The sequence below is a fragment of the Lentzea sp. HUAS12 genome (genome assembly GCF_024125735.1).
Taxonomy (GTDB): domain Bacteria; phylum Actinomycetota; class Actinomycetes; order Mycobacteriales; family Pseudonocardiaceae; genus Lentzea; species Lentzea albida.
On the sequence record NZ_CP099738.1, the window covers coordinates 750,154 to 773,033 of the forward strand.

The window sequence follows — 22,880 nt, forward strand, 5'->3', positions numbered from 1 at the left end:
TGTATCGAGAGAGGGAGGGACCGGGATGTCGGTCACGGTGCCGCGCAGTCAAGTCCGAGCCGCCGCCGCGGGGGTGGCCGTCACGTTCGGGCTGAACGGCGTGGCCGTGGCGACGTGGTTCGCCCGCGTCCCCGCCGCCCGCGACGCGCTGGGCCTGACACCGGGCGCACTGGGGTTGCTGCTGCTGTCGATGTCGGCCGGCGCCTGCCTGGCGATGCTCACCGCGGGCGAGGTCACGCACCGGTTGCGCCCGAAGCGCACCGTGGCCGTCGCGGCCGTGACCGTCGCAGTGGGACTCGCGGTGGCGGGCGTGGGCATCGGCGCCCACCCGTCGGCGATCCTCACGGCCGTCGGCATCTTCACCCTCGGCTACGGCTCAGGCCTGTGCGACGTGGCGATGAACGTGGAGGCCGCCGAGGTGGAACGCGCCCTCGGCAAGACGGTGATGCCGCGCTTCCACGCCATGTGGAGCCTCGGCACGGTGGCCGCGGCGGGCCTGGCGTCGTTCGTCGCCTGGGCCGCCCTGTCCGTGACCGCGCACCTGGTCGTGGTGGCTCTCATCGTGGCTGCGGGCACGCTGGTCGCTTCGAGGACGTACCGGTTCGCCGGCGAGGCGGAACACGGCACCGGCAGCGGCGTCCTGGCCGCGTGGCGCGAGCCCCGCACGTTGCTGATCGGCCTGCTCGTGCTGGTGCTGGCGTTCACCGAGGGCACCGCGAACGACTGGGTGGCGGTCGCGTTCATCGACGGGTACGAGGTCGATCCCGCACTGGGCGCCCTGGTGTTCGGCGTGTTCGTCACGACCATGACGTTCGGCCGGATCTTCGGGACCATCGCGCTCGACCGGTGGGGGCGGGTGCCGGCGATCCTCGTGTCGATGGTGCTGGCGGCAGCCGGGGTGGCGGTCGCCGTGTTCGCCGGGTCGTTCCCGGTCGCGATCGCGGGTGTCGCGGTGTGGGGGCTGGGGACCGCACTCGGTTTCCCCGTGGGGATGAGTGCCGCGGCGGACGATCCGGCTCGGGCGGCGGCTCGGGTGAGCGTGGTGGCGGTGATCGGGTACACGGCGTTCTTGGCTGGGCCGCCGTTGGTCGGGTTCCTGGGGAACGAGGTCGGGGTGTTGCGGGCTCTGCTCGTGGTGCCGTTCTTGTTGCTGCCCGCGCTGGCGCTGGTGCCGATGCTGCGGCCGGTGAAGGACCGGTAACCGGTTGGGTCGACCGGCTCGGAACTGGAAGGGCCGTCCCCGCAGGGATGTTGGCAAGACGGCCCAGTGCCTCGTGCCGAGTTGGACAGCCGCATTACCTGAACGTTCAACCGTTCGACGGCATTCGATTCGAAAAATCGTCGAATAAAGAGTTGAATTGTCGAATGAATTCACTTCGTTGACGCACGGCGGACGCATTCGTAATACTCGGTTCACGATCGTGGACGGTGTTCAAGAATGTGAATCCTTTCTGAAGGGTATTCCGTCATGCGGCTTTTCGTCAGCGCGCTGGTTCTGGCCTGCGCGGGTACCGGGGTGGTCCCGGCGCACGCCCACGACCCCGCCCGGCAGGTGCTGGCCGCAGGGGACGGCTGGGCGTCGGCCGGGCCGGGCACGACCGGGGGTGCGAAGGCGCGGAACGTGCGCGTCGTGCGCACGCGCGCCGAACTGGTCGAAGCCCTGGCGGTGCCGGGTCCGAGGATCATCGCGGTCAAGGGCGTGATCGACGCCAACACCGCGGACGACGGCACACCGTTGCGGTGCGCGGACTACGAGACCGACGGCTACACGCGGGCCGCGTACCTCGCGGCCTACGACCCGGCGGTGTGGGGGTGGGAGCGGGAGCCCGAGGGGCCGCTGGAAGAGGCGCGCGCCAGATCGGCGGAGAAGCAGGAAGCGACGATCGTGCTCGACGTGCCCGCTGACACGACGATCATCGGTGCGAGCAGAGGCGCCGGGATCACGGGTGGCAGCCTGCGGATCCACAACGTGCGCAACGTGATCGTGCGCGACCTGACCTTCCGCGACACCCACGACTGCTTTCCGCAGTGGGATCCGACGGACACCAGTCCCGGGGCGTCGCCGGGCAACTGGAACTCGCTCTACGACTCGGTGTCCGTCCAGAAGTCGGAGAACGTGTGGGTCCACCGCAACACGTTCACCGACGCACCCAACCAGGACGCCAAGCAGCCGCTCCACTTCGGACGGCCCTACCAGGTGCACGACGGGCAGCTCGACATCACGAACGGGGCCGACCTCGTCACGGTGTCCCGCAACCTGTTCGCCGAGCACGGCAAGACGATGCTGATCGGCTCGTCGAACTCCTCGACCACCGACCCCGGCAAGTTGCGGGTCTCGGTGCACCACAACGTCTTCCGCGACGTGCTGGAACGCGCGCCGCGGGTGCGGTTCGGGCAGGTGCACGTCTACAACAACCTGTACGAGGGCGCGCAGACGTACAGCTGGGGTGTCGGCGTGCAGTCGCAGATCTACGCCCAGAACAACTACGTGAAGGGCATCGCGGCCGAGGAGGTCGTCTACAACTGGGGCGGCACCGGGATCACCGACGTCGGCAACCTCCTCGACGGCGAGGCGAAGAGCTTCGTCGAGGCGTACAACACCGCGTTCCCCGGCAAGGCTCTCGGTCGGGACGCCGGGTGGACGCCGACGTTGGACCGCGGGCTCGAGCCGGCGCAGGGGATCAGGCACCTGAAGGCGGGCGCGCGCCGGTGAGGACCCGCACCTGGGCGCCCTACGCCCTGATCGCGCCGACGCTGGTGTTGATGGCGGTGTTCCTGGTCTACCCGATCGCGAGCGTCGGGTGGTTCAGCCTGCGCCAGCACACCGTCACGCAGCCGTGGAAGAACGGCTTCATCGGGTTCGAGAACTTCCACCGGATGCTGTTCGAGGACCAGCTCTTCTGGCAGAGCCTCGTGTTCAGCGCCAAGTGGGTCGCGGTGGAGGTCGGCCTGCAGCTGGTGCTGGGGCTGGTGCTCGCGCTGATCGTCAACGAGACGTTCGTCGGACGGGCGATGGCACGCGCGCTCGTGTTCTCGCCGTGGGCGGTGTCCGGTGTGCTCACCACCGGTATCTGGATCCTGCTCTACAACCCGTCGACGGGGATCTTCCAGCAGCTCGCGCAGTGGGGCATAGGCGATCCCGGCACGTCGGTGCTCGGGGACCCGGCGACCGTGTTCCCCGCGACCGTCGTCACCGAGCTGTGGCGCGGGGTGCCGTTCTTCGCGATCCTGCTGCTCGCCGACCTGCAGACCATCCCGAACGACCTGTACGAGGCCGCGTCCGTCGACGGCGCCGGGCGGTGGCGGCGGTTCGTGAGCGTCACGCTGCCGCACCTGCGGGACGCGATCGTGCTGTCCACGCTGCTGCGGGCGGTGTGGGAGTTCAACAACGTCGACCTCATCTACACGCTCACCGGTGGTGGGCCGGCGAACCAGACCACCACGCTGCCGCTCTACGTGGCGCGCAAGGCCGTCGACTCGCACGACTTCGGCTACGGCTCGGCGCTCACCATGGCGGGCTTCGTGATCCTCCTGTTCTTCTCGATCCTCTACCTGAGGCTGTCCAAGTTCGGGAGCCGGGCATGACCCAGACGCTGACCCGCCCGGAGACCCCGGTCGTGCCACCGCCTTCGCCGCCGCGCCGCAGGAGGCGGAAAGACCCCGGCAGGTATCTGAGGTTGCACCTGCCGCTCGTGCTTTACCTGCTGTTCACGCTCATCCCGTTCTACTGGATGCTCGTGTTCGCGCTGAGGCCGGCGGGGCAGACCTCGCTCGTGCCGTGGCCCATCACGTTCGAGCACTTCGACACCGTGTGGAACGGCGTCGGCTTCGGGTTGTTCTTCCAGAACAGCCTGATCATCGGCGTCGGCACGCTCGTCGTCGTCACCGTGTTCGCGCTCATGGGCGGGTACGCGCTGGCGCGCTTCCGGTTCCGCGGCCAGCGGGTGTTCCTGCTGGCGTTGCTGTGCACGCAGTTCATCCCCGGCGCGATGATGCTGATCCCGCTGTTCGTGATCTTCAAGTCCGCCGGGCTGCTGAACAGCCTGACCGGGCTGGTCATCGCGGACACGGCGTTCCAGCTGCCGCTCGCGCTGATCCTGATGAGCGGATTCGTGCGCAACGTGCCGGTCGAGCTCGAAGAGGCCGCGATGGTCGACGGGTGCACGCGGCTGCGCGCGTTCTTCGCGGTCACCCTGCCGCAGCTCAAACCCGCGCTCGTGGCCGTCGGGTCGTTCGCGTTCATCGGCGCCTGGAACAATTTCCTGTTCGCGCTGATGTTCGCGAGCAAGCAGGACAAGTTCACGCTCCCGGTCGGGCTGAGCTACGCGCTGGGGGAGTTCAACACCGACTTCGGGGCGCTCGCGGCCGGTGGCGTCGTCGCCGCCGTGCCGGTCGTGCTGGTTTTCGCCGTCGTGCAGCGGTTCCTCGTGCAGGGGCTCAGCGCGGGCGCGGTCAAGGGATGAGGGAGAGATGATGAGGAGACTGCTGGTCGCGCTCGCGCTCGTGGTGAGCGCGTGTTCCGCCGGGCAGGACGGTCCCACGACGATCACGTTCTGGGACAACAACGGCGGCCCCGGCCGCACCCCGATCTACACCGAGCTGATCAAGCGGTTCGAGGCGGCGACCCCCGGCGTCAAGGTCGAGTACGTCGGCATCCCGAGCTCGTCGGTGCAGCAGAAGTACGACACGGCCATCGCCGGTGGCGCGACGCCGGACGTCGGTGGCGTCACCACCTCCTACCTCGCGCACCTCGTCGGGCAGGACGCGCTCGAACCGGCCGACGAGCGGGTCGAGAACGGCGCTCTGAAGGGCAAACTGCTGCCGGGCCTGCTGGAGACCGTGCGCCAGACCGCACCGGACGGCAAGCTCTACGCCGTTCCCGCGTCGGGCAACATGGACGTGATCTGGTACCGGTCCGACCGGTTCGAGGAGGCCGGGATCGCCGAACCGTCCACCTGGGACGACCTGGCGAAGGCCGCCACCCAGCTCACGAAGCCGGCCGAGAACCAGTACGGCTTCACCATCCGCGGTGGCGCGGGCTCGATCTTCCAGCTGCTGGCCGAGGCCTACTCGTACTCCGGCGTCGAGAAGTTCTACGAGGGCGGCAGGAGCACCGTCGCCGACCCGCGCAACGCCGAGCTCGTGCGCAAGGTCGCGGAGCTGTACAAGAAGGCCACGCCCGAGGCGGACGTGAACAACAACTACACGCAGATGGTCGCCCAGTTCACCGGCGGCACGGTCGCGATGATGCACCACAACCTCGGTTCCACCGCGGACGTCATGAAGGCGCTCGGCGCGGAACGCGTCAGTGCCATGCCGTTGCCCAAGGGCCCGTCCGGCAAGCGGACCGTGGTGCCGAACCCGACCGACGGCTTCGCCGTGTTCAAGGGCTCGAAGAACCGGGACGCCTCCTGGAAGTTCGTCGAGTTCCTGACCTCGGCGGAGAGCAACGGCTACTGGAACGAGAAGGTCGGCCAGATCCCGGCCAACACCGACGTGCGCGGCGCGGAGTGGATCCAGAAGAACCCGGCCGTGAAGATGGCGCTCGGCGTCCTGGAGGACCCGGCCACCGTGCTCGTGCCGGCGCCGGTCTACCTGCCGGAGTACTCGTCGATCACCAAGACCGACACCGAACCGCTGTACCAGAAGGTGTTGCTGGGGCAGATGTCCGCGCAGGAGTTCCTCGACCAGCTCGCGGCCAAGCTCACCACCGCCCAGCAGGACTGGGAGAAGCGCAAGTGATCGAACGGGTGGTGGTGCGGACGTTCAAGACCACGGCGGCGACCTCCGTCGACCCGGAGGGGCACCGGCACCCGGCGCCCGAGCACGAGGTCGTGGAGGCGCTGCTGGAGGTCACCGACACCGACGGCGTCACCGGATACTGCCAGGTCCAGCCGGACCAGGTGCGTCCCGCGGTGCTGGACAAGCACGTCAGACCGGTGCTGCTGGGCCAGGACCCGTGGGACCGCGAACGGCTCTGGCGGCTCCTCGCGAGGCGCCAGCGGGGAGCGCACGGCGGGTTCACCGACCGTGCGCTCGGGTTCGTGGACCAGGCGCTCTGGGACCTCGTGGCGCGCAGGGTGGAGCTGCCCGCGTGGAAGCTCGCCGGGGGCGCGCGCGACCGGATACCCGCCTACGCCAGCACGATGTGCGGTGACGCGGACGGCCTCGCGACCCCGGCCGACTACGCGGACTTCGCGAAGCACCTGGTGTCGCTGGGATATCGGGCGATCAAGCTGCACACCTGGATGCCTCCGGTACCCGGAGCACCGGACGTCGCGCGGGACGTCGAGGCCTGCCGGGCGGTGCGGGACGCGGTCGGGCCGGACGTCGCGCTGATGCTCGACGCGAGCCACTGGTACTCGAGGACCGAGGCCCTGCGGCTCGGCAGGGCGTTGCAGGAGCTGGACTTCTACTGGTTCGAGGAACCGATGGAGGAGGCCTCGATCAGCTCCTACCGGTGGCTCGCGGAGCAGCTGGACATCCCGGTCATCGGCCCGGAGGTGGCGTGGGGCAAGCACATGACCCGCGCCGAGTGGGTCAGCAGCGGCGCGTGCGACATCCTCAGAGCCGGTCCCGCGGGCAGCGGAGGCATCACACCGGTGCTCAAGACCGTGCACCTCGCGGAGGCGTTCAACGTGGACTGCGAGATCCACGGCAACGGCTCGGGCAGCCTCACCGTGCTCGGGGCGACGGACGCGGGCCGGTGGTACGAGCGCGGCCTGCTGCACCCGCACGTCGACTTCGACCGGGTGCCACCACACCGCAACACGATCGCGGACCCGCTGGACGAGAACGGGTGCGTGACGCTGCAGGAGATATCGGGAATCGGCGACGACTGGAATTTCGAACACATCGGAGTTCACACTCTTGAAGTGTGGTGAGAAATCGAAGAACTGATTATCGAATATCTTCGAATTGGTTGACCGCTCTGCCGGGTGCTGGTTTCGTGAGTTCTACCGCCGCTCACCACATTGGGAGCGTGAATGAATTCGAAACGTGCAGCACTCATTTCCGCGGCCGCGCTCGTCATTGGCGCGGTGTCCATTCCCCAGGCGACCGCCGCACCGTTCGGGCTGGTCGGCTGGGCCACCCAGGGAGGAGGTACGACGGGTGGTGGCAGCGCCACCCCCGTCACCGTGACCACGGCGTCCGCGTTCGTCGCGGCCGCGAAGGCGTCCGGATCGGCGGTGATCCGGGTCTCCGGCACGATCTCGCTGTCGAGCATGACGAAGATCGCCTCGAACAAGACCATCGAGGGAGTCGGCTCGTCCTCGGCGATCACCGGGCAGGGTTTGAACATCGCCAACGCCTCGAACGTGATCGTGCGCAACCTCAACTTCAGGAGCTGGGGCGACGACGCGATCAACGTGCAGTACTCGACCCGCGTGTGGATCGACCACAACACCTTCTCCAACGGTTATGACGGCGCGGTCGACGTCAAACGCGCGTCGGACTACGTCACGGTGTCCTGGAACAAGTTCAGCAGTCACAACAAGACGATGCTGCTGGGCCACAGCGACGACAACGGCTCCGAGGACCGCGGCAAGCTCCGGGTGACCTACCACCACAACTGGTTCGACGGAACGCAGCAGCGCCACCCGCGCGTGCGGTTCGGCAACCCGGTGCACGTCTACAACAACTATTACGGCGGCGTGACCGACTACGGCGTCGCGTCGACCGTCGAGGCCGGTGTCCTGGTCGAGGGCAACTACTTCGAGAACACCGGCGACCCGTTCCACCGCGGTGAGGGCAGCTCGGCCGGCGGCTCGCTCGTGGCGAGGAACAACCACTTCGTCAACTCCGGAACGGGTGACCAGGGCGGTTCGGTCAAGAGCCTGCCCTACTCGTACCCGCTGGACGGCGCGAGCAGCGTGAAGAGCGTGGTCATGGCCGGTGCCGGAGCCGGGCGCGGCTGACGGGACCCAGGGGCGCCCCCGGTGGCGGGGGTGCCCCTGCCGTTGCCTGGGACCGCTCCCAGAATTCCACTCGAAGGGAGCAGTAAGAGGAACCGCCAGAGCAACAAGTGTTGCGCCGCAAGGAGTAACGCGAAGAGCTGTGCGGCGCAGAACCTGTTGCACCTGTGATCGGTTGGTCGCTGTGGGCCACGTTACAGTGCCGTGAACTCTGGGAGCGCTCCCAGTTGTCGAGAGGGCGGCGGCATGACTCGACGAAGAGTGGCGTTGGCGGTTGCGGCGGTGGTGCTGATCGGCGGGACCCCCGCCGTCGCGGCACCGGCCGCGGTGGCCTGCACCGTCACCTACCAAGTCACCAACGAGTGGAACAACGGATTCGGCGCTGCTGTGTCGATCCGCAACGACGGGGAGGCGCTGAACGGCTGGAACCTCACGTGGACGTTCCCGGACGGGCAACGCGTCACGCAGGGGTGGAGCGGCAACTTCACGCAGAACGGCGCCGTTGTGAGCGTCACCAACCCCTCCTGGGCGCCGACGCTGCCTTCCGGTGGCACCGCGCAGGTGGGCTTCAACGGCAGCAAGGGCTCGACGAACCGGCCCCCGACGGACTTCGCCGTGAACGGCGTGTCCTGCACGGGCCCCAACCAGTCGCCGTCCGTGGCACTGACGGCACCCACCAGCGGCAGCAGCTACACCCTGCCCGCGCAGATCCCGCTGGCGGCGACCGCGCAGGACGCCGACGGCACGATCGCCAAGGTCGACTTCTACGCCGGCACCACGCTGGTCGCGACCGACACCAGCGCGCCGTTCACCGGCACGTGGACGTCGGCGCCGGCCGGTGACCACAGCATCACCGCGCGGGCGACGGACAACCGCGGCGCCACCACGACCTCGGCCCCGGCCGCGGTGAAGGTCCTGTCCGGGCCGGCGGTGCTCGCCTCGCCGAGCGCGGTCTCGGTGAAGCAGGGCCAGACGGCAACGTTCGACGTCTCCCTGGCCACGGCACCGAGCCAGCCGGTCACCGTCACCATCGCCGGCAGCGGCAGCACCGACCTGACGGTGAGCCCGGCGACGCTGACGTTCTCCGGCACCGCCAAGCAGACGGTCACGGTGACGTCGGCGAACAACGGTGGCGCGCTCGGCACGGCCACGTTCACCGCGTCGGCCACCGGCTACAGCCCGGCGACCGTCACGGTCAAGGAACTCGACCCGTCCACTTCGGACTTCAACAAGGCGTTCCTCGACCAGTACAACAAGATCAAGGACCCGGCGAGCGGCTACTTCCGCAAGTTCGGCGACCTGCTCGTGCCCTACCACTCGGTCGAGACGCTGATGGTGGAGGCGCCGGACCACGGTCACCAGACCACGTCCGAGGCGTTCAGCTACTACCTGTGGCTGGAGGCGAGCTACGGCCGCGTCACCGGGGACTGGGCTCCGTTCAAGTCCGCGTTCGCGTCGATGGAGAAGTACATCATCCCCGCGAAGGCCGACCAGCCGACCAACGACAAGTACGACCCGTCCAAGCCGGCGACCTACGCGCCGGAGCACCCGAGGATGGACCAGTACCCGTCGACGCTCGACGGCACCGTTCCCGTGGGCCAGGACCCGATCGCGGCGGAGCTGAAGTCCGCGTACGGCAACTCGGACGTCTACGGCATGCACTGGCTGATCGACGTCGACAACACCTACGGCTTCGGCCGCTGCGGTGACGGCACGACGGCACCCGCGTACATCAACACCTACCAGCGCGGCTCGTCGGAGTCGGTGTGGGAGACCATCCCGCAGCCTTCCTGCGACACGTTCAAGCACGGCGGTCCCAACGGCTTCCTGGACCTGTTCACCAAGGACTCGTCCTACGCCAAGCAGTGGAAGTACACCAACGCGCCGGACGCGGACGCCCGCGTGGTGCAGGTGGCGCTGCTGGCCCAGCAGTGGGCCACGGCGCAGGGCAAGGCCGGTGACATCTCCGCGGAGATCGGCAAGTCCGCCAAGATGGGCGACTACCTGCGGTACGCCATGTTCGACAAGTACTTCAAGCGCATCGGCAACTGCAACAGCCCGTCGTCGTGCCCCGGCGCGACCGGCAAGAACAGCGCGCACTACCTGATGTCCTGGTACTACGCGTGGGGCGGCGCGACCGACACGTCCGCCGGCTGGGCGTGGCGCATCGGTGACGGTGCCTCGCACCAGGGCTACCAGAACCCGCTGGCAGCGCACGCTCTCGCGAACGTGCCGGCGCTCAAGCCGTTGTCCGCCACAGGGCAGCAGGACTGGGCGACGTCGCTGAACCGGCAGCTCGAGATGCTGCAGTGGCTGCAGTCGGCCGACGGCGGTCTCGCCGGCGGTGTGACGAACAGCTGGGAGGGCCAGTACGCCTCGCCTCCGAGCGGCACCCCGACGTTCTACGGCATGTACTACGACGCCCACCCCGTGTGGCGCGACCCGCCGAGCAACCGGTGGTTCGGCTTCCAGGTGTGGGGGATCGAGCGCACGGCCGCGCTGTACCGGCTGACCGGTGACGCGCGCGCCAAGAAGATCCTCGACAAGTGGGTGCCGTGGGCGATCGCGAACACCACGACCGGCACGAACTTCCAGATCCCCGCGGACCTGGAGTGGTCGGGAGCGCCGGACACGTGGAACGCGACCAACCCGGGCTCGAACGCGAACCTGCGGGTGCGCGTGGTGAACCACAACCAGGACGTCGGCATCGCCGCGTCGTACGCGAAGGTGCTGCTGAACTACGCGGCGCGGTCGGGCAACGCCGCGGCCAAGACCACGGGTGAGGCGCTGCTGACCGGGCTGCTCGCACACCAGGACAGCCTCGGCATCGCGACGCCGGAGACCCGCGCGGACTACAACCGGTTCGACGACGTTTACAACACCAGCACCCTCGAAGGCCCGTACGTGCCGTCCGGCTGGACCGGGAAGATGCCCAACGGCGACACGATCGGCCAGGGCTCGTCGTTCCTGTCGATGCGGTCGATGTTCCGCAACGACCCGCAGTGGCCGAAGGTCCAGTCCTATCTGGACGGTGGACCGGCACCGACGTTCACCTACCACCGGTTCTGGGCGCAAGCCGAGATCGCGACGGCGTTCTCCCTGCACGCCGAGATCTACGGGTGAGGAGTCCCCACATGAAGAAACGAATAGCTCTGCTCGCAGTGGCGGCCGCGGTCGGCGCCGTCCTGGTGCACACCGGCGGCACCGCTGTCGCGCACGGGTCGATGGTCTGGCCCGGCAGCCGCACCTACCTCTGCTACGAGGACGGCCGCGCCGGCGGCGGTGGCGGCGACCTGAACCCGACCAACCCGGCCTGTCAGGCGGCGGTCGCGCAGGGCGGCAAGCAGCCGCTGTGGGACTGGTTCGGCAACCTGATCAGCAACGCGGCCGGGCGCCACCGGGAGATCATCCCCGACGGCAACCTCTGCGGTCCCACCACGAAGTACTCCGCCTACAACCTGACGCGGGCCGACTGGCCCACGACCCAGGTGCAGGCGAACAGCCAGGTCACGTTCCGGTACAACGCGTGGGCCCCGCACCCCGGCACCTGGGAGCAGTACGTCACCAAGGACGGCTTCGACGTGACGAAGCCGCTCAAGTGGTCCGACCTCGAGTCGGTGCCGTTCGACAAGGTGACGAACCCGCCGCTCGCGAACGGTGAGTACGCCTGGCAGGCCCGTCTGCCCAACAAGTCGGGCCGGCACATCATCTACTCGCTGTGGCAGCGCTCGGACAGCCCCGAGGCGTTCTACAGCTGCTCGGACGTCGTGTTCGGCGGCGGCACCGGCACGCCCGACACCACCGCGCCGTCCGCACCCGGCACCCCTGTCGCGTCGGGCGTCACGGCGAACTCGGTGAAGCTCGACTGGTCCGCCTCGACGGACAACGTCGGCGTCGCGTCCTACCGCGTCTACAGCGGCGGCCAGGTGGTGGCGACCTCCTCGACGAACTCCGTGACGGTCACCGGTCTGAGTGCGGACACCTCGTACTCGTTCACGGTGGTGGCGACGGACTCGGCGGGCAACGCCTCGACGGCCTCCTCGGGCGTCACGGTCAGAACGTCGACCGGGGGCGGCACTCCCACGGGTTCGTGCACGGTGACCTACACGCGGCCGAGCACGTGGAGCGGCGGGTTCACGGCGAACGTCACGGTGGCGAACACGGGCACCAGCGCGATCAGCGCGTGGCAGCTCGTGTGGGCCTTCCCGTCGGGGCAGCAGCTCCAGCAGGCCTGGTCGTCGACCGTGACCGTCGCGAGTGGACAGGCGACGGCGAAGGGCGTGTCGTACAACGCCGACATACCGGCCGGTGGCACGGCGTCGTTCGGCTTCAACGCCACGACGACGTCCACGCCGACCGACCCGACGTCCTTCACGCTCAACGGTTCGGCGTGCGCCGTCCGGTGATGAGGGCGTTGCTCGCCCTCCTGGTGGTGGGTTCGGTGACGTTCGCCCTCCTCGTAGGACGCGCCGAACCCACCCCGGACCTCAGCAAGGGCGTCGACGGCATCGCCGCGTGGCTGCACGACCTGACCGACGAGTGCTCGACGGTCCGGCGCGGTGACGACTTCACCGAGTTCGCCGGTCCGGTGCGGTCGAAGGTCTACGCGCCGTTCATCGCGGAGTGGGGGACCTGCGCCAAGGAGCCGTACGGGCGGCTCGGGCTGCTGGTCCTCAGGCCCGGCTTGGACCAGGCCTGGCTGGCGGCGCTCGCGGAGGGCGAGGTCCGGGGCGATCCGGACCTCGCCTTCGGGGACGGGTTCGCCCTCACCGGCTCGATCGGCATGGAGTACCTCGGCCTCAGAAGACTTGAGTGCACGCCCAGCGCGTGCTCGCTCAGGGAGATCGAACATCATTGACAGACAGGAGATCCGGAGCAATGAAGCTCAACGGACAGAGGCGGTGGGCCGCGGCGGGAGTCGTGGTCGCCACTGCCGTGGCAACGTTCGGGGTGGCGATGAGCGCACCCGCGGGCGCCGCACCTGGCTGCCGTGTGGACTACACGGCGAACAGCTGGGGCGGAGGGGGTTTCGGTGCTGCGGTGAAGATCACCAACCTCGGTGACGCGATCTCGGGCGGGTGGACGCTCAAGTTCTCGTTCCCCGGAAGCCAGCGCGTGGCACAGGGCTGGAGCGCGAACTGGACGCAGTCCGGCAAGGACGTGACCGCGACGAGCATGTCGTGGAACGGCAGCCTGGGCACCAACGCGTCGATCGACATCGGCTTCAACGGCAGCAACGCCGCCACCGGTGACGCGAACCCGTCCACGTTCACCCTGAACGGCACGACGTGCACCGGTCAGCCGGGGACGACGACCACCACCACAACGACGACGACGACCACCACGACCACGACGTCGAACGGCCCCGGCCCCGGCAACCGGGTCGACAACCCGTACGTCGGTGCGAAGCAGTACGTGAACCCGGACTGGGCGGCCAAGGCGAACGCCGAGCCGGGCGGCAGCAGGGTCGCGAACCAGCCGACCGGCGTGTGGCTGGACCGCATCGCGGCGATCGCGGGCACGGCCGACTCGCGCGGCCTGGTCGGTCACCTGGACGAGGCGGTGCGCCAGGCGGCGGGCTCACCACTCGTGATCCAGCTGGTGATCTACAACCTGCCCGGTCGCGACTGCTCGGCGCTCGCGTCGAACGGTGAGCTCAAGGCGAACGAGATCGACCGCTACAAGTCGGAGTACATCGACCCGATCGCGGCGATCCTCGCCAGGCCGGCGTACTCGGGCCTGCGCATCGTGACCACGGTGGAGATCGACTCCCTGCCGAACCTGATCACCAACGTGTCCCCGCGTCCCACCGCGGTGGCGGCCTGCGACACGATGAAGGCGAACGGGAACTACGTCACCGGCGTGGGCTACGCGCTCGCGAAGCTGGGTGCGGTGCCGAACGTCTACAACTACCTCGACATCGGCCACCACGGCTGGATCGGCTGGGACGACAACTTCGGTCCCACCGCCGAGCTGCTCTTCCAGGCGGCCAACGCGTCCGGCAGCACGAAGGCCAACGTCGTCGGCTTCATCGCCAACACCGCGAACTACGGCGCGCTCAAGGAGCCGTACTTCAAGATCGAGGACTCGGTGAACGGCACCTCGGTCCGCCAGTCGAAGTGGGTGGACTGGAACCGGTACGTCGACGGGCTGTCCTACGCGCAGGCGTTCCGGCAGCGGGCCATCCAGGCGGGCTTCGACTCGAACGTCGGCGTGCTGATCGACACCAGCCGCAACGGCTGGGGCGGCAGCGCCCGTCCGACGGGCCCCGGCCCGACGACGAGCGTGGACGCCTACGTCAACGGCGGCAAGATCGACCGGCGCATCCACCTCGGCAACTGGTGCAACCAGGCCGGTGCCGGTCTGGGCGAGCGCCCGAAGGCGGCCCCGGAGTCGGGCATCGACGCCTACGTCTGGATGAAGCCGCCGGGTGAGTCCGACGGCGCCAGCGAGGAGATCCCGAACAACGAGGGCAAGGGCTTCGACCGGATGTGCGACCCGACGTACACCGGCAACGTGCGCAACGGCAACAACATGTCCGGCGCGCTCGGCAACGCCCCGATCTCGGGCAAATGGTTCTCCGCCCAGTTCCAGGAGCTCATGCGCAACGCCTACCCGGCGCTCTGAGCCGTGGGATGTGAGCGTGCCCATGCGACCGGTCTCGTTCGCTGAGGTCGTGCCGCGTGGGCACGCTCTTCCGGCCTGCTCGTGTTTTCCGTCCGGCAACTTTCCAGACGGTGCCGAATTCGTCTGGACCACCTGAAATTCGCAATGTTAACGCGCACATAACACTTGATGTCATCAGAAGGTGCTCCCTATGGTGTCGACACGCTCACTGAGCGCAAGCGCGAGAGGAGGCTGTGTGGTCACCATCGCGGACGTCGCAAGGCACGCCGGGGTTGCCCCGAGCACGGTCTCCTACGTCCTCACCGGCAAGCGGTCCATCTCCGCGGACACGAAGACGAGAGTTCGCGAAAGCATCAGAGCCCTGGGCTACCAGCCGCACGCCTCCGACCGCACGATGTCGGCGGGCAGGACCAACGTGATCGGCCTCGTCCTCCCGCTGCGCGCGGGCACCCACCTGCCCGCGGTGATGCGCTTCGTCACCGCCGCGGTCACCACCGCCCGCCGCTACGACATGGACCTGCTGCTCATGACCGCGGACGACGGCGCCGCGGGCCTGCGCCGCGCGGCGAACGGCGCCCAGGTCGACGGGTTCCTCGTCATGGACGTGGAGATGGACGACGACCGGGTGCCGTTGCTGCGGCAGCTGGCCAAGCCGTCCGTCCTCATCGGACACCCCGCGGCGGCCCGCGGCCTCACCTGCGTGGACCTGGACTTCGAGGCGGCCGGCGCCAAGTGCGTGGACCACCTGGCGGACCTGGGCCACCGGTCGATCGGCTTCCTGGGCGCGCCCAGCGCCGTCTACCGGCGCAGCACCGGCTTCGCCCACCGCACCATGAACGGCTTCAGCGCGGCCGCGATGCGCCGCGGGGTCGCCGCGACCGCGCTGGCCGTGGAGGGCGACCACGACTCGGTGCTGCGGGCCACCAAGGCCCTGATCCGGGCGCACCCGTCGATGACGGCCCTGGTGGTGCACAACGAGGCCGCGCTGGGGTGGATCACCACCTGCCTGCGGGCGGCCGGGAGGCAGGTCCCGGGAGACGTCGCCGTCGTGGCGATCTGCCCGGACGAACTGGCGGAGCAGACGTCACCGCTGCTCACGTCGGTGCGGCTGCCGGCGGAGGAGCTGGGGCGGCACGCCGTCGACCTGCTGGTGGCGAAGCTGGAGGGCAAGCAGCCGCCACCGCTGATGTTGTTGCCACCCAGGCTCTCGCGGCGGGCCAGCACGCCGGACCCGGCACCACACCGCGGAACCGCCTGAAGTCCACTGCGGTCTTCGTCCGCGCCGGCGGTGCGCGGGCGATCCGGCGGACGGTCGCGGGACGACGTCACCTGTGCGGAAACGCGGCGCGCACAGGCCGAACTCGCCCGTGAATCGTCCTGGAGGGGTGCGCGGCCCACGGCGGAGCGGCTGTCGCGCACCCCTCCGCCCGCGCGGTCCGTAGACTCGCCGGGATGGAGCTGGCGGAAGCGCTGTCGCGCGGAGTGGTGGTGCTCGACGGCGGCATGTCGACGGCGTTGGAGCTGGCCGGGCACGACCTGTCCGACGAGCTGTGGTCGGCGCGGCTGCTGCTCACCGACCCGGACGCCGTCCGCGCCGCCCACCTCGCTTACTTCCGCGCGGGAGCCGAGATCGCCATCACCGCGAGCTACCAGGCGAGCTTCGACGGCTTCGCGAAGCGCGGGATCAGCGAGAGCGAAACGGCACGCCTGCTCAGGTCCAGCGTCGCACTCGCCCGTTCCGCCGCGTCCGATGTGGACGGACCGCGCTGGGTCGCGGCGTCGGTGGGCCCGTACGGGGCGGTGCTGGCGGACGGTTCGGAGTACCGCGGCCGCTACGGGCTGAGCACGCGGGAGCTGACGCGGTTCCACCGGCCGCGGATCGAGGTGTTGTGCGAGGCCGCGCCGGACGTGCTCGCCGTCGAGACCGTCCCGGACGTCGACGAGGCCGAGGCCGTGCTCGAGGTCGTGCGCGGCAGCGGTGTGCCCGCCTGGCTCTCCTACAGCGTGCGCGGCGACAGGACCTGTGCGGGCCAGCCGCTGGCGGAGGCGTTCGCGGCGGTGGCCGGCGTGGACGAGGTGATCGCGGTCGGCGTCAACTGCTGCGCACCGGAGGACGCGGCCGGCGCGGTCGCCGTGGCGCGCGACGTGACCGGGCTGCCGGTCGTCGTGTACCCCAACAGCGGTGAGCGGTGGGACGCGCGTGACCGGTCGTGGACGGGGGACGGCGGCGGGTTCGCCACGTCGGCGGGGGAGTGGGTGCGCGAAGGCGCCCGGCTGGTCGGCGGGTGTTGCCGGACCGGGCCGGACGCCATCGCGGTGCTGGCGGAGAACTTCACCGCCTCGGGAGGGTGAGGATCGTCAGGCGGTCGTGCAGGTCCTGCCGTTGAGGTTGAACGAGGCCGGTGCGGCCGCGTCGCCGGTGTGCGTGGCCTGGAAGCCGATGGTGGTGGACGCGTACGGCGCGATGGTCGCGTTGTAGGAGACGTTCCGGGCGATCACCTGTCCCGAGGTGGGGGAGTAGGTGGCGTTCCAGCCGCCCGTGATCGTCTGCCCCGCCGCCAGGGTGAACCCCAGCGACCAGCCGTCGACCGGGGTGGGACCGGTGTTGGTGATCGTGATGTTCGCCGTGAGGCCGTTGTTCCAGGCGTTGGTCGTCGTGCCCACGCGGCAGGACCCCTGACCGGGGAGCAAGGTGGTGGTGGTCGGCCCCGTCGTGCTCGTCGTGGTCGTGGTGCTCGTCGGTTCGCTGCCGCGGAACTGGCTGATGAACCTCCACGCCTCGTCGGACGTCCAGGTGCGCCAGCCGTCGCCGCCCCCGTCGACCGGCGCCGGGGTGTGCCCGCCGTCGAACGCCGCCCACACCACCGGCTGACCGGACCGGCAGCCGCTGTACGCGGTGACGACGTGGGTCCTGCTGCCCGCGCTCGGTTCCCGCGGGTTCTGCGCCGTGCAACCGTTGTTGCGCACGAACGTGTCGCGCAGCGCCCGGCCCTGCGAGATGTTCAGGACGGTGTCGCTGATCCCGTGGATGCCCAGGTAGGCAACGGGTTGCGTACCGCCGTTGCACCCGCTGAGCTGGGCGCCCGCGTACACGACCACCGCGCGGAACACCGTCGCCCTGGCACAGGCGACCGCGTACGACATGGCCCCGCCGTAGCTGAAGCCACCGGCGAAGCGCTGGGCCGTGTCGAGGCACAGCGCCGCGTCCAGCCGTGCGAGCAGGTCGTCGACGAACGTCAGGTCCTGGCCGCCGGGATTGGCCCAGCCGTTGTTGTTGCCCTGCGGTGCGACGAAGATCGTGCCGTTGTCCGCCGCGTCCGACAGCCGCCGGAGCCCGTAGTACGACCAGTTGTAGCCGTCGCCGCCACCGGAGTCGACGTCGTTCGCCGTGCCGTTGAGCCAGTGGAACCCCACGAACAGCCGGTACTGGCGGTTGTTGTCGTAGTTCGCGGGCAGCCGCAGGAAGAACGTGCGGTTCTGTCCGCCACTGCTGATCGTGTGCTGGCCGCTCGTCAACGCGGGCGACTTGCCGCACCCCGCCGTCGTGGCACCGACCTCGCCCGCACTGACCTCGCCGGCACCGCCCGCGGCGACGCCCGCAGCACCCAGGAGCACCACGGCACTCGCGACGGCCGCCGCGAGCACGGACCTGTGCCGGCTCATCGCACACCGCACACTGCGCCGTTGAGCGAGAACCCGGTCGCGGCCGCGCTGTTGCCGGTGTGCGTGGCCTGCAGGCCGATCGAGATCGACCCGTTCGGCGGGATCTGCGGGTTGTAGTTCACGTTCCGCGCGGTGACCTGGCCGCTCGCGGGCGAGTAGGTCGCGCTCCAGCCGCCGGTGATGACCTGTCCACCTGGGAGCGTGAACTGCAGCTGCCAGCCGTTCACCGCGGTGGTGGACGTGTTGGTGATCGTGATCGTCTCGGTCAGCCCCGTGTTCCAGGCGTTGACCGACGCGGTGACCGCGCACCCACCGGACGGCGGTGGCGTGGTCGTCGTGGTCGTAGTGGTGGTGGTCGTGGTGGTCGGGTCGGTGCCCGGCCGGTCCAGGCCCAGGAACGTGATGGCGCGCGAGACCATCCCCGCGGTCGGCACGTCGTGCCCGGTGCCCTGCGCACTGATGCCCTCGACGACACCCGTTGCGCCGTACCGGGTGCGCGTCCAGTTCGACTGCGGCTGGTCGGTCGACACCGGCGTCCTGCTGACCCCGTGCACGTTCGTCCACTGGTCGAGCGCCTCGCCGAAGTTCGGGTACGCGAGGGTCGTGTCGTTGGTGCCGTGCCACAGCTGCATCCGCGGGTAGGCGCCGGTGTAACCGGGGAACATCGCCCGCGCCTGGTCACCCCACTGCTGCGGGGTCTTCTGCAGCGTCCCGCCCGAGCACTGGCTGTTCCACAGCGACCCGTCGGTCGTCGCGAAGCACCCCGCGGGAACGCCCGCGAAGGCCGACGCCGCGCTGAACACATCCGGGTACTCGGCCGCCAGCACGTTGGTCATCATCGCGCCGGACGAGATGCCGGAGACCACGATGCGCGAGGGGTCGACGTTGTAGCGCTGCCGCGCGTGCGACACCATCGACATGATGCCGGTGGAGTCGCTGCCCCCGTTGCGGCGCAACGCGTTCTGGGTGGAGACGTCGAAGCAGCGGCCGTCCCTGGTCGCCTCGGGGTAGACGATCACGAACCCGTACCGGTCCGCGGCGCTGACGTAGTCGCGCCCGCCGCCGTTGTGCACGGCGCTCGCCGTCCCGGTGCAGTAGTGGATCATCAGGAGCAGCGCGGGCCGGGCGGCGAGCCGGTCCGGCGCGTAGACGTACATGTTGAGGTTCGTCGGGTTGGTGCCGAAACCGGTGACCTGGGTGAGGGACGCGGCGTGTGCCTGCTGCGGCACCGAGGCGAAGGCGATGGCGGCGACGACGGACAGCACCGCCGCGATGACCGCGATGACGCGGTACCTGGTCGTGCGCGGAAAGGTGGGGTTGCGGAGGGTCACGATGACCTCGTTCTCTCACAGGGAGTTCCAGGGCAGGCCGGCGCCCGCGGAGGACGTCACGCCGACTCCGCGGGGCCTGCCTGTGGTGTGGTGCCGGACGTCAGCGCGCCGTGCAGGACGGGTTCAGGCCCGATCCGTTGCCGCTGCCCTGGAAGCCGAACTCGGTGGACCCGCCCGCGGGCACGGAGGCGTTGTAGTCCACGTTGGTCCAGTTGATGTTTCCGCTGTTGCCGCTGCGGGTCGCGCTCCACGCGCCCGTGACCGTGCCGTTCGACAGCGTGGTCGTGACGGTCCAGCCCCTCAGCGCGCTGGAGCCCGCGGTGACCTTGATCGTGGCGACGAAGCCCTCGTTCCACTGGTTCAGCGACACCGTCGCGGTGCAGCCGCCGGTACCGGGGTCGTTGCTGGTCGTCGTTGTCGTGGTGGTGGTGGTCGTCGTGGTCGTCGTCGGGTCGGTGCCACCACCGGCGTTGAGCGCGTCCAGCGTTGAGTTGTACGCGGCCTTCTTGTTGCCGCTGCCGTCGAACAGCAGCGGGGTGCCCGAGGCGCGCCACGAGTCCGTGTCGCGGATGCCCCACACCGTGATGCCGGTGCAGCGCGCGACCGCCAGGCAGGCCTGGGTGACCCGCTGGTAGTTCTGGGCCTGGGCGCTGCCGGAGCCCTCGATGTCGAGCTCGGTGATCTGCACGTCCACGCCGAGGTTCGCGAAGTTCTGCAACGTCGTCTGGTAGTTCGACGGCACCGGGCTGTTGGGGTTGAAGTGCGACTGCAGGCCGACGCAGTCGATCGGGACGCCGCGGGACTTGAAGTCCTGCACCATCCGGTACACGGCCTGGGTCTTGGCGTGCGACCAGTCGTCGGTGTTGTAGTCGTTGTAGCAGAGCTTCGCGCCGGAGTCGGCCGCACGAGCCGCGCGGAACGCGGCCTCGATCCAGTCGTTGCCGGTGCGCTGGAGGTTGGAGTCGCGGCGAGCGCCGCTGCTGCCGTCGGCGAACGCCTCGTTGACGACGTCCCAGGCGTAGATCTTGCCGCGGTAGTAGGTCGCGACCTGGGTGACGTGGTTGAGCATCGCGTTGCGCAGGGACGTGCCGGACATGTTCTGCATCCAGCCCGGCTGTTGCGAGTGCCACGCCAGCGCGTGCCCGCGGACTCGTTTGCCCTGGTTGCGGGCCTGGTTGAGGATGCGGTCGCCGTTGGTGAAGCTGAACTGGTTCTGGTTCGGCTCCGTGGCGTCCATCTTCATCTCGTTCTCGGCGGTGACCATGTCGAACTCGCGGTTCAGGATGCCGACGTAGGTCGAGTCGCCGAGCCTGCTCGCGGACACGGCGGTGCCGAAGTAGCGGCCGCTCTGCTGGGCCGCCGCGGCGAGGGTGGTCGCCGCGTTCGCGGCGGGAGGGGCGATCAGGGTGGCGCCGATCGCGGCGGTCGCGACCGTGGCGATGATCGGGATCAGGGCCACTGACTTCGATGTCAGTTTCATCTTCCACGCTTTCCGAGGTCGACCCGAATGCAGGACGGGTGATGGTCAGTGCGGTGGCCGGACCCGGTGCGCCATTGCCGGATCTCGGTGGGCGTCGAATCCGCGGTGGTGTTCCGCCAACGCCCTCCGGTGCCGTTCCCGGAGTGTCGCAGCAGTTCGACGGGGCTCACAAGAAGTCGTTGTCGAATTCGACAGCAGATTACCCTGATCGGCCTACCCTGGATGCGGGAGCGCTCCCAAATAGCACGTCAACGCCATGATCGCATTCTCGGCGGACTTTTCGAAACTTTCCTCGACGTCGTCGACGCGCTTCACTTCCGCCGTTGACGATTCAGTGCTCCGTGGTTACGTTGGCCCGAACTCGCATTCGCATCTGATTCCCACTTCTGGGCGGCAATGACGCTGCGAGAACCGAATCACTGCAACCGAGCGAACTGGAGACACGATGACACGGTGGAAGCGGGGCACGGGCGCGTGCGCACTAGCGGGCGCGGTCGTCGCCGGGGTCACCGCCCTGGTCGTCAGCGGCGGTGCGACCGTCAGCGCCGCCGAGTCGGCGTTCTACGTCGACCCGTCGAGCTCGAGCGCGCGGTGGGTGGCCGCCAACCCCGGCGACTCGCGGGCGGCGGTCATCCGTGACCGCATCGTCTCGGTGCCGCAGGCGCGGTGGTACACCACGACGAACACGTCGACGGTGAGGTCGGAGGTCAGCTCGTTCGTCGGTGCGGCGGCGGCCGCGGGGAAGATCCCGATCCTGGTGGTCTACAACGTCCCCAACCGCGACTGCGGCGGGGCGAGCGGCGGCGGTGCCCCGTCCCACGAGGCCTACCGGGCGTGGGTCGACGAGGTGGCGGCGGGACTCGCGGGCCGTCCGGCGACGATCGTGCTGGAGCCGGACGTGCTGCCGTTGATGACCAACTGCCAGAGCACCGACCAGCAGAACCAGACCAAGGCGTCGATGGCCTACGCGGGCAAGAAGCTGAAGGCGGGCTCCGGTCAGGCCAAGGTCTACTTCGACATCGGCCACTCGTCGTGGCTGAACCCCTCCGAGGCCGCGAACCGGTTGCGCGGCGCGGACATCTCCAACAGCGCCGACGGCATCTCGACGAACGTGTCCAACTACCGGGCCACCTCCGACGAGGTGAACTTCGCGAAGAACGTCCTCAACGCCGTCGGTGACGGCCGCCTCAAGGCCGTGGTCGACACGAGCCGCAACGGCAACGGCCCCGCCGGCAGCGAGTGGTGCGACCCGTCCGGGCGCGCGATCGGCACGCCCAGCACCACGAACACGGGCGACTCGAAGATCGACGCGTTCCTGTGGATCAAACTGCCGGGCGAGTCGGACGGCTGCATCGCCCCCGCAGGCCAGTTCGTGCCCCAGCGGGCCTACGAACTCGCGATGGCCGCGGGCCCGATCACGACCACCACGACCACGACGACCACCACCACGTCGGGCGGTGGCAACCCCGGTGGCGGCTGCACCGCGACCCACCGCGTGACGAGCCAGTGGCAGGGCGGCTACTCCGCGGAGATCGTGATCGTGAACCGCGGCTCGGCGATCAACGGCTGGACCTTCTCGTTCTCGGCACCCGGCGTCTCGGTGACCCAGGGCTGGAACGGCACGTGGACCGACCAGGGCGACCAGGTCCGGGTGGCGAACGCGGCGTGGAACGGCTCGCTGTCGTCCGGCGGCCAGGTGAGCATCGGCTACAACGCGAACTACAACGGCACACCGCCGTTCTCCTCGCCGGTGCTGAACGGCATCGCCTGCTCGTGAGGCGGTCGGCGTGACGTCTCGCCCGCTGAGGCGGCGGCGGGCGAGGCGGAGTCCCCGGCCGGGAGGCCGGGGACTCTCGCGTGCCC

Annotated in this window: 17 protein-coding genes; 14 read left to right on the forward strand and 3 right to left on the reverse strand. The window is 69.3% G+C overall.

Features of this window, described 5'->3' with window-relative positions; all coding sequences use genetic code 11:
* The first annotated feature begins 25 nt into the window (after positions 1 to 25).
* The 13 genes from ND450_RS03610 to mmuM all read left to right on the forward strand — a co-directional run bounded on the left by ND450_RS03610 (position 26) and on the right by mmuM (position 16,895).
* The gene (locus ND450_RS03610) at positions 26 to 1,201 is read left to right on the forward strand and encodes an MFS transporter (protein WP_253324725.1); all 1,176 of its coding nucleotides are present in this window, start codon (positions 26 to 28) and stop codon (positions 1,199 to 1,201) included.
* Between the two features lie 267 nt (positions 1,202 to 1,468).
* On the forward strand, positions 1,469 to 2,713 hold the full coding sequence (locus ND450_RS03615; RefSeq protein ID WP_253324726.1) for a polysaccharide lyase family 1 protein: 1,245 nt from the start codon (positions 1,469 to 1,471) through the stop codon (positions 2,711 to 2,713).
* Positions 2,710 to 3,585 (forward strand): carbohydrate ABC transporter permease, encoded by an 876-nt coding sequence (locus ND450_RS03620; protein WP_253324727.1) that lies wholly within the window; start codon positions 2,710 to 2,712, stop codon positions 3,583 to 3,585. The genes ND450_RS03615 and ND450_RS03620 overlap by 4 nt, the downstream gene beginning before the upstream one ends.
* A complete protein-coding gene (locus ND450_RS03625) occupies positions 3,582 to 4,463 on the forward strand; it encodes a carbohydrate ABC transporter permease (RefSeq protein WP_253324728.1) in 882 nt (293 codons plus the stop codon). The genes ND450_RS03620 and ND450_RS03625 overlap by 4 nt, the downstream gene beginning before the upstream one ends.
* Positions 4,464 to 4,473: 10 nt before the next feature.
* The gene (locus ND450_RS03630; RefSeq protein WP_253324729.1) at positions 4,474 to 5,742 is read left to right on the forward strand and encodes a sugar ABC transporter substrate-binding protein; all 1,269 of its coding nucleotides are present in this window, start codon (positions 4,474 to 4,476) and stop codon (positions 5,740 to 5,742) included.
* Entirely contained in the window at positions 5,739 to 6,884 is a 1,146-nt protein-coding gene (locus ND450_RS03635; RefSeq protein ID WP_253324730.1) for an enolase C-terminal domain-like protein, read from the forward strand. Before ND450_RS03630 ends, ND450_RS03635 begins: the two co-directional genes overlap by 4 nt.
* A 156-nt stretch (positions 6,885 to 7,040) precedes the next feature.
* On the forward strand, positions 7,041 to 7,919 hold the full coding sequence (locus ND450_RS03640) for a polysaccharide lyase family 1 protein (RefSeq protein ID WP_253324731.1): 879 nt from the start codon (positions 7,041 to 7,043) through the stop codon (positions 7,917 to 7,919).
* A 243-nt stretch (positions 7,920 to 8,162) separates the two neighbouring features.
* Positions 8,163 to 11,039 (forward strand): glycoside hydrolase family 48 protein, encoded by a 2,877-nt coding sequence (locus ND450_RS03645; protein WP_253324732.1) that lies wholly within the window; start codon positions 8,163 to 8,165, stop codon positions 11,037 to 11,039.
* Between the two features lie 11 nt (positions 11,040 to 11,050).
* Positions 11,051 to 12,322 (forward strand): lytic polysaccharide monooxygenase, encoded by a 1,272-nt coding sequence (locus tag ND450_RS03650; RefSeq protein WP_253324733.1) that lies wholly within the window; start codon positions 11,051 to 11,053, stop codon positions 12,320 to 12,322.
* Positions 12,307 to 12,774, forward strand: a complete 468-nt coding sequence (locus ND450_RS03655) for a hypothetical protein (RefSeq protein WP_253324734.1) — start codon at positions 12,307 to 12,309, stop codon at positions 12,772 to 12,774. Before ND450_RS03650 ends, ND450_RS03655 begins: the two co-directional genes overlap by 16 nt.
* Positions 12,775 to 12,794: 20 nt before the next feature.
* Positions 12,795 to 14,543, forward strand: a complete 1,749-nt coding sequence (locus ND450_RS03660) for a glycoside hydrolase family 6 protein (RefSeq protein WP_305885206.1) — start codon at positions 12,795 to 12,797, stop codon at positions 14,541 to 14,543.
* A 235-nt stretch (positions 14,544 to 14,778) separates the two neighbouring features.
* A complete protein-coding gene (locus ND450_RS03665) occupies positions 14,779 to 15,801 on the forward strand; it encodes a LacI family DNA-binding transcriptional regulator (RefSeq protein ID WP_218159731.1) in 1,023 nt (340 codons plus the stop codon).
* Between the two features lie 194 nt (positions 15,802 to 15,995).
* The gene (mmuM, locus tag ND450_RS03670; RefSeq protein WP_253324735.1) at positions 15,996 to 16,895 is read left to right on the forward strand and encodes a homocysteine S-methyltransferase; all 900 of its coding nucleotides are present in this window, start codon (positions 15,996 to 15,998) and stop codon (positions 16,893 to 16,895) included.
* A 6-nt stretch (positions 16,896 to 16,901) separates the two neighbouring features.
* Here the strand turns inward: mmuM and ND450_RS03675 are convergent, their stop codons facing one another.
* The 3 genes from ND450_RS03675 to ND450_RS03685 all read right to left on the reverse strand — a co-directional run bounded on the left by ND450_RS03675 (position 16,902) and on the right by ND450_RS03685 (position 21,017).
* Positions 16,902 to 18,206: a cellulose binding domain-containing protein gene (locus tag ND450_RS03675; protein ID WP_253324736.1), complete on the reverse strand. Its 1,305-nt coding sequence runs from the start codon at positions 18,204 to 18,206 to the stop codon at positions 16,902 to 16,904.
* Positions 18,203 to 19,537: a PHB depolymerase family esterase gene (locus ND450_RS03680; protein WP_253324737.1), complete on the reverse strand. Its 1,335-nt coding sequence runs from the start codon at positions 19,535 to 19,537 to the stop codon at positions 18,203 to 18,205. The genes ND450_RS03675 and ND450_RS03680 overlap by 4 nt, the downstream gene beginning before the upstream one ends.
* Before the next feature lie 100 nt (positions 19,538 to 19,637).
* The gene (locus tag ND450_RS03685) at positions 19,638 to 21,017 is read right to left on the reverse strand and encodes an endo-1,4-beta-xylanase (protein ID WP_253324738.1); all 1,380 of its coding nucleotides are present in this window, start codon (positions 21,015 to 21,017) and stop codon (positions 19,638 to 19,640) included.
* A 445-nt stretch (positions 21,018 to 21,462) separates the two neighbouring features.
* Here ND450_RS03685 and ND450_RS03690 point away from each other — a divergent pair, with 445 nt between their 5' ends.
* The gene (locus ND450_RS03690) at positions 21,463 to 22,794 is read left to right on the forward strand and encodes a glycoside hydrolase family 6 protein (protein ID WP_253324739.1); all 1,332 of its coding nucleotides are present in this window, start codon (positions 21,463 to 21,465) and stop codon (positions 22,792 to 22,794) included.
* Positions 22,795 to 22,880 lie beyond the last annotated feature (86 nt).

Coding starts and splice junctions, on each gene's coding strand:
- ND450_RS03630 (WP_253324729.1), top strand. CDS start 4,474: ATGAGGAGACTGCTGGTCGCGCTCGCGCTCGTGGTGAGCGCGTGTTCC.
- ND450_RS03675 (WP_253324736.1), bottom strand. CDS start 18,206: ATGAGCCGGCACAGGTCCGTGCTCGCGGCGGCCGTCGCGAGTGCCGTG.
- ND450_RS03625 (WP_253324728.1), top strand. CDS start 3,582: ATGACCCAGACGCTGACCCGCCCGGAGACCCCGGTCGTGCCACCGCCT.
- ND450_RS03685 (WP_253324738.1), bottom strand. CDS start 21,017: ATGAAACTGACATCGAAGTCAGTGGCCCTGATCCCGATCATCGCCACG.
- ND450_RS03690 (WP_253324739.1), top strand. CDS start 21,463: ATGACACGGTGGAAGCGGGGCACGGGCGCGTGCGCACTAGCGGGCGCG.
- ND450_RS03610 (WP_253324725.1), top strand. CDS start 26: ATGTCGGTCACGGTGCCGCGCAGTCAAGTCCGAGCCGCCGCCGCGGGG.
- ND450_RS03660 (WP_305885206.1), top strand. CDS start 12,795: ATGAAGCTCAACGGACAGAGGCGGTGGGCCGCGGCGGGAGTCGTGGTC.
- mmuM (WP_253324735.1), top strand. CDS start 15,996: ATGGAGCTGGCGGAAGCGCTGTCGCGCGGAGTGGTGGTGCTCGACGGC.
- ND450_RS03645 (WP_253324732.1), top strand. CDS start 8,163: ATGACTCGACGAAGAGTGGCGTTGGCGGTTGCGGCGGTGGTGCTGATC.
- ND450_RS03650 (WP_253324733.1), top strand. CDS start 11,051: ATGAAGAAACGAATAGCTCTGCTCGCAGTGGCGGCCGCGGTCGGCGCC.
- ND450_RS03615 (WP_253324726.1), top strand. CDS start 1,469: ATGCGGCTTTTCGTCAGCGCGCTGGTTCTGGCCTGCGCGGGTACCGGG.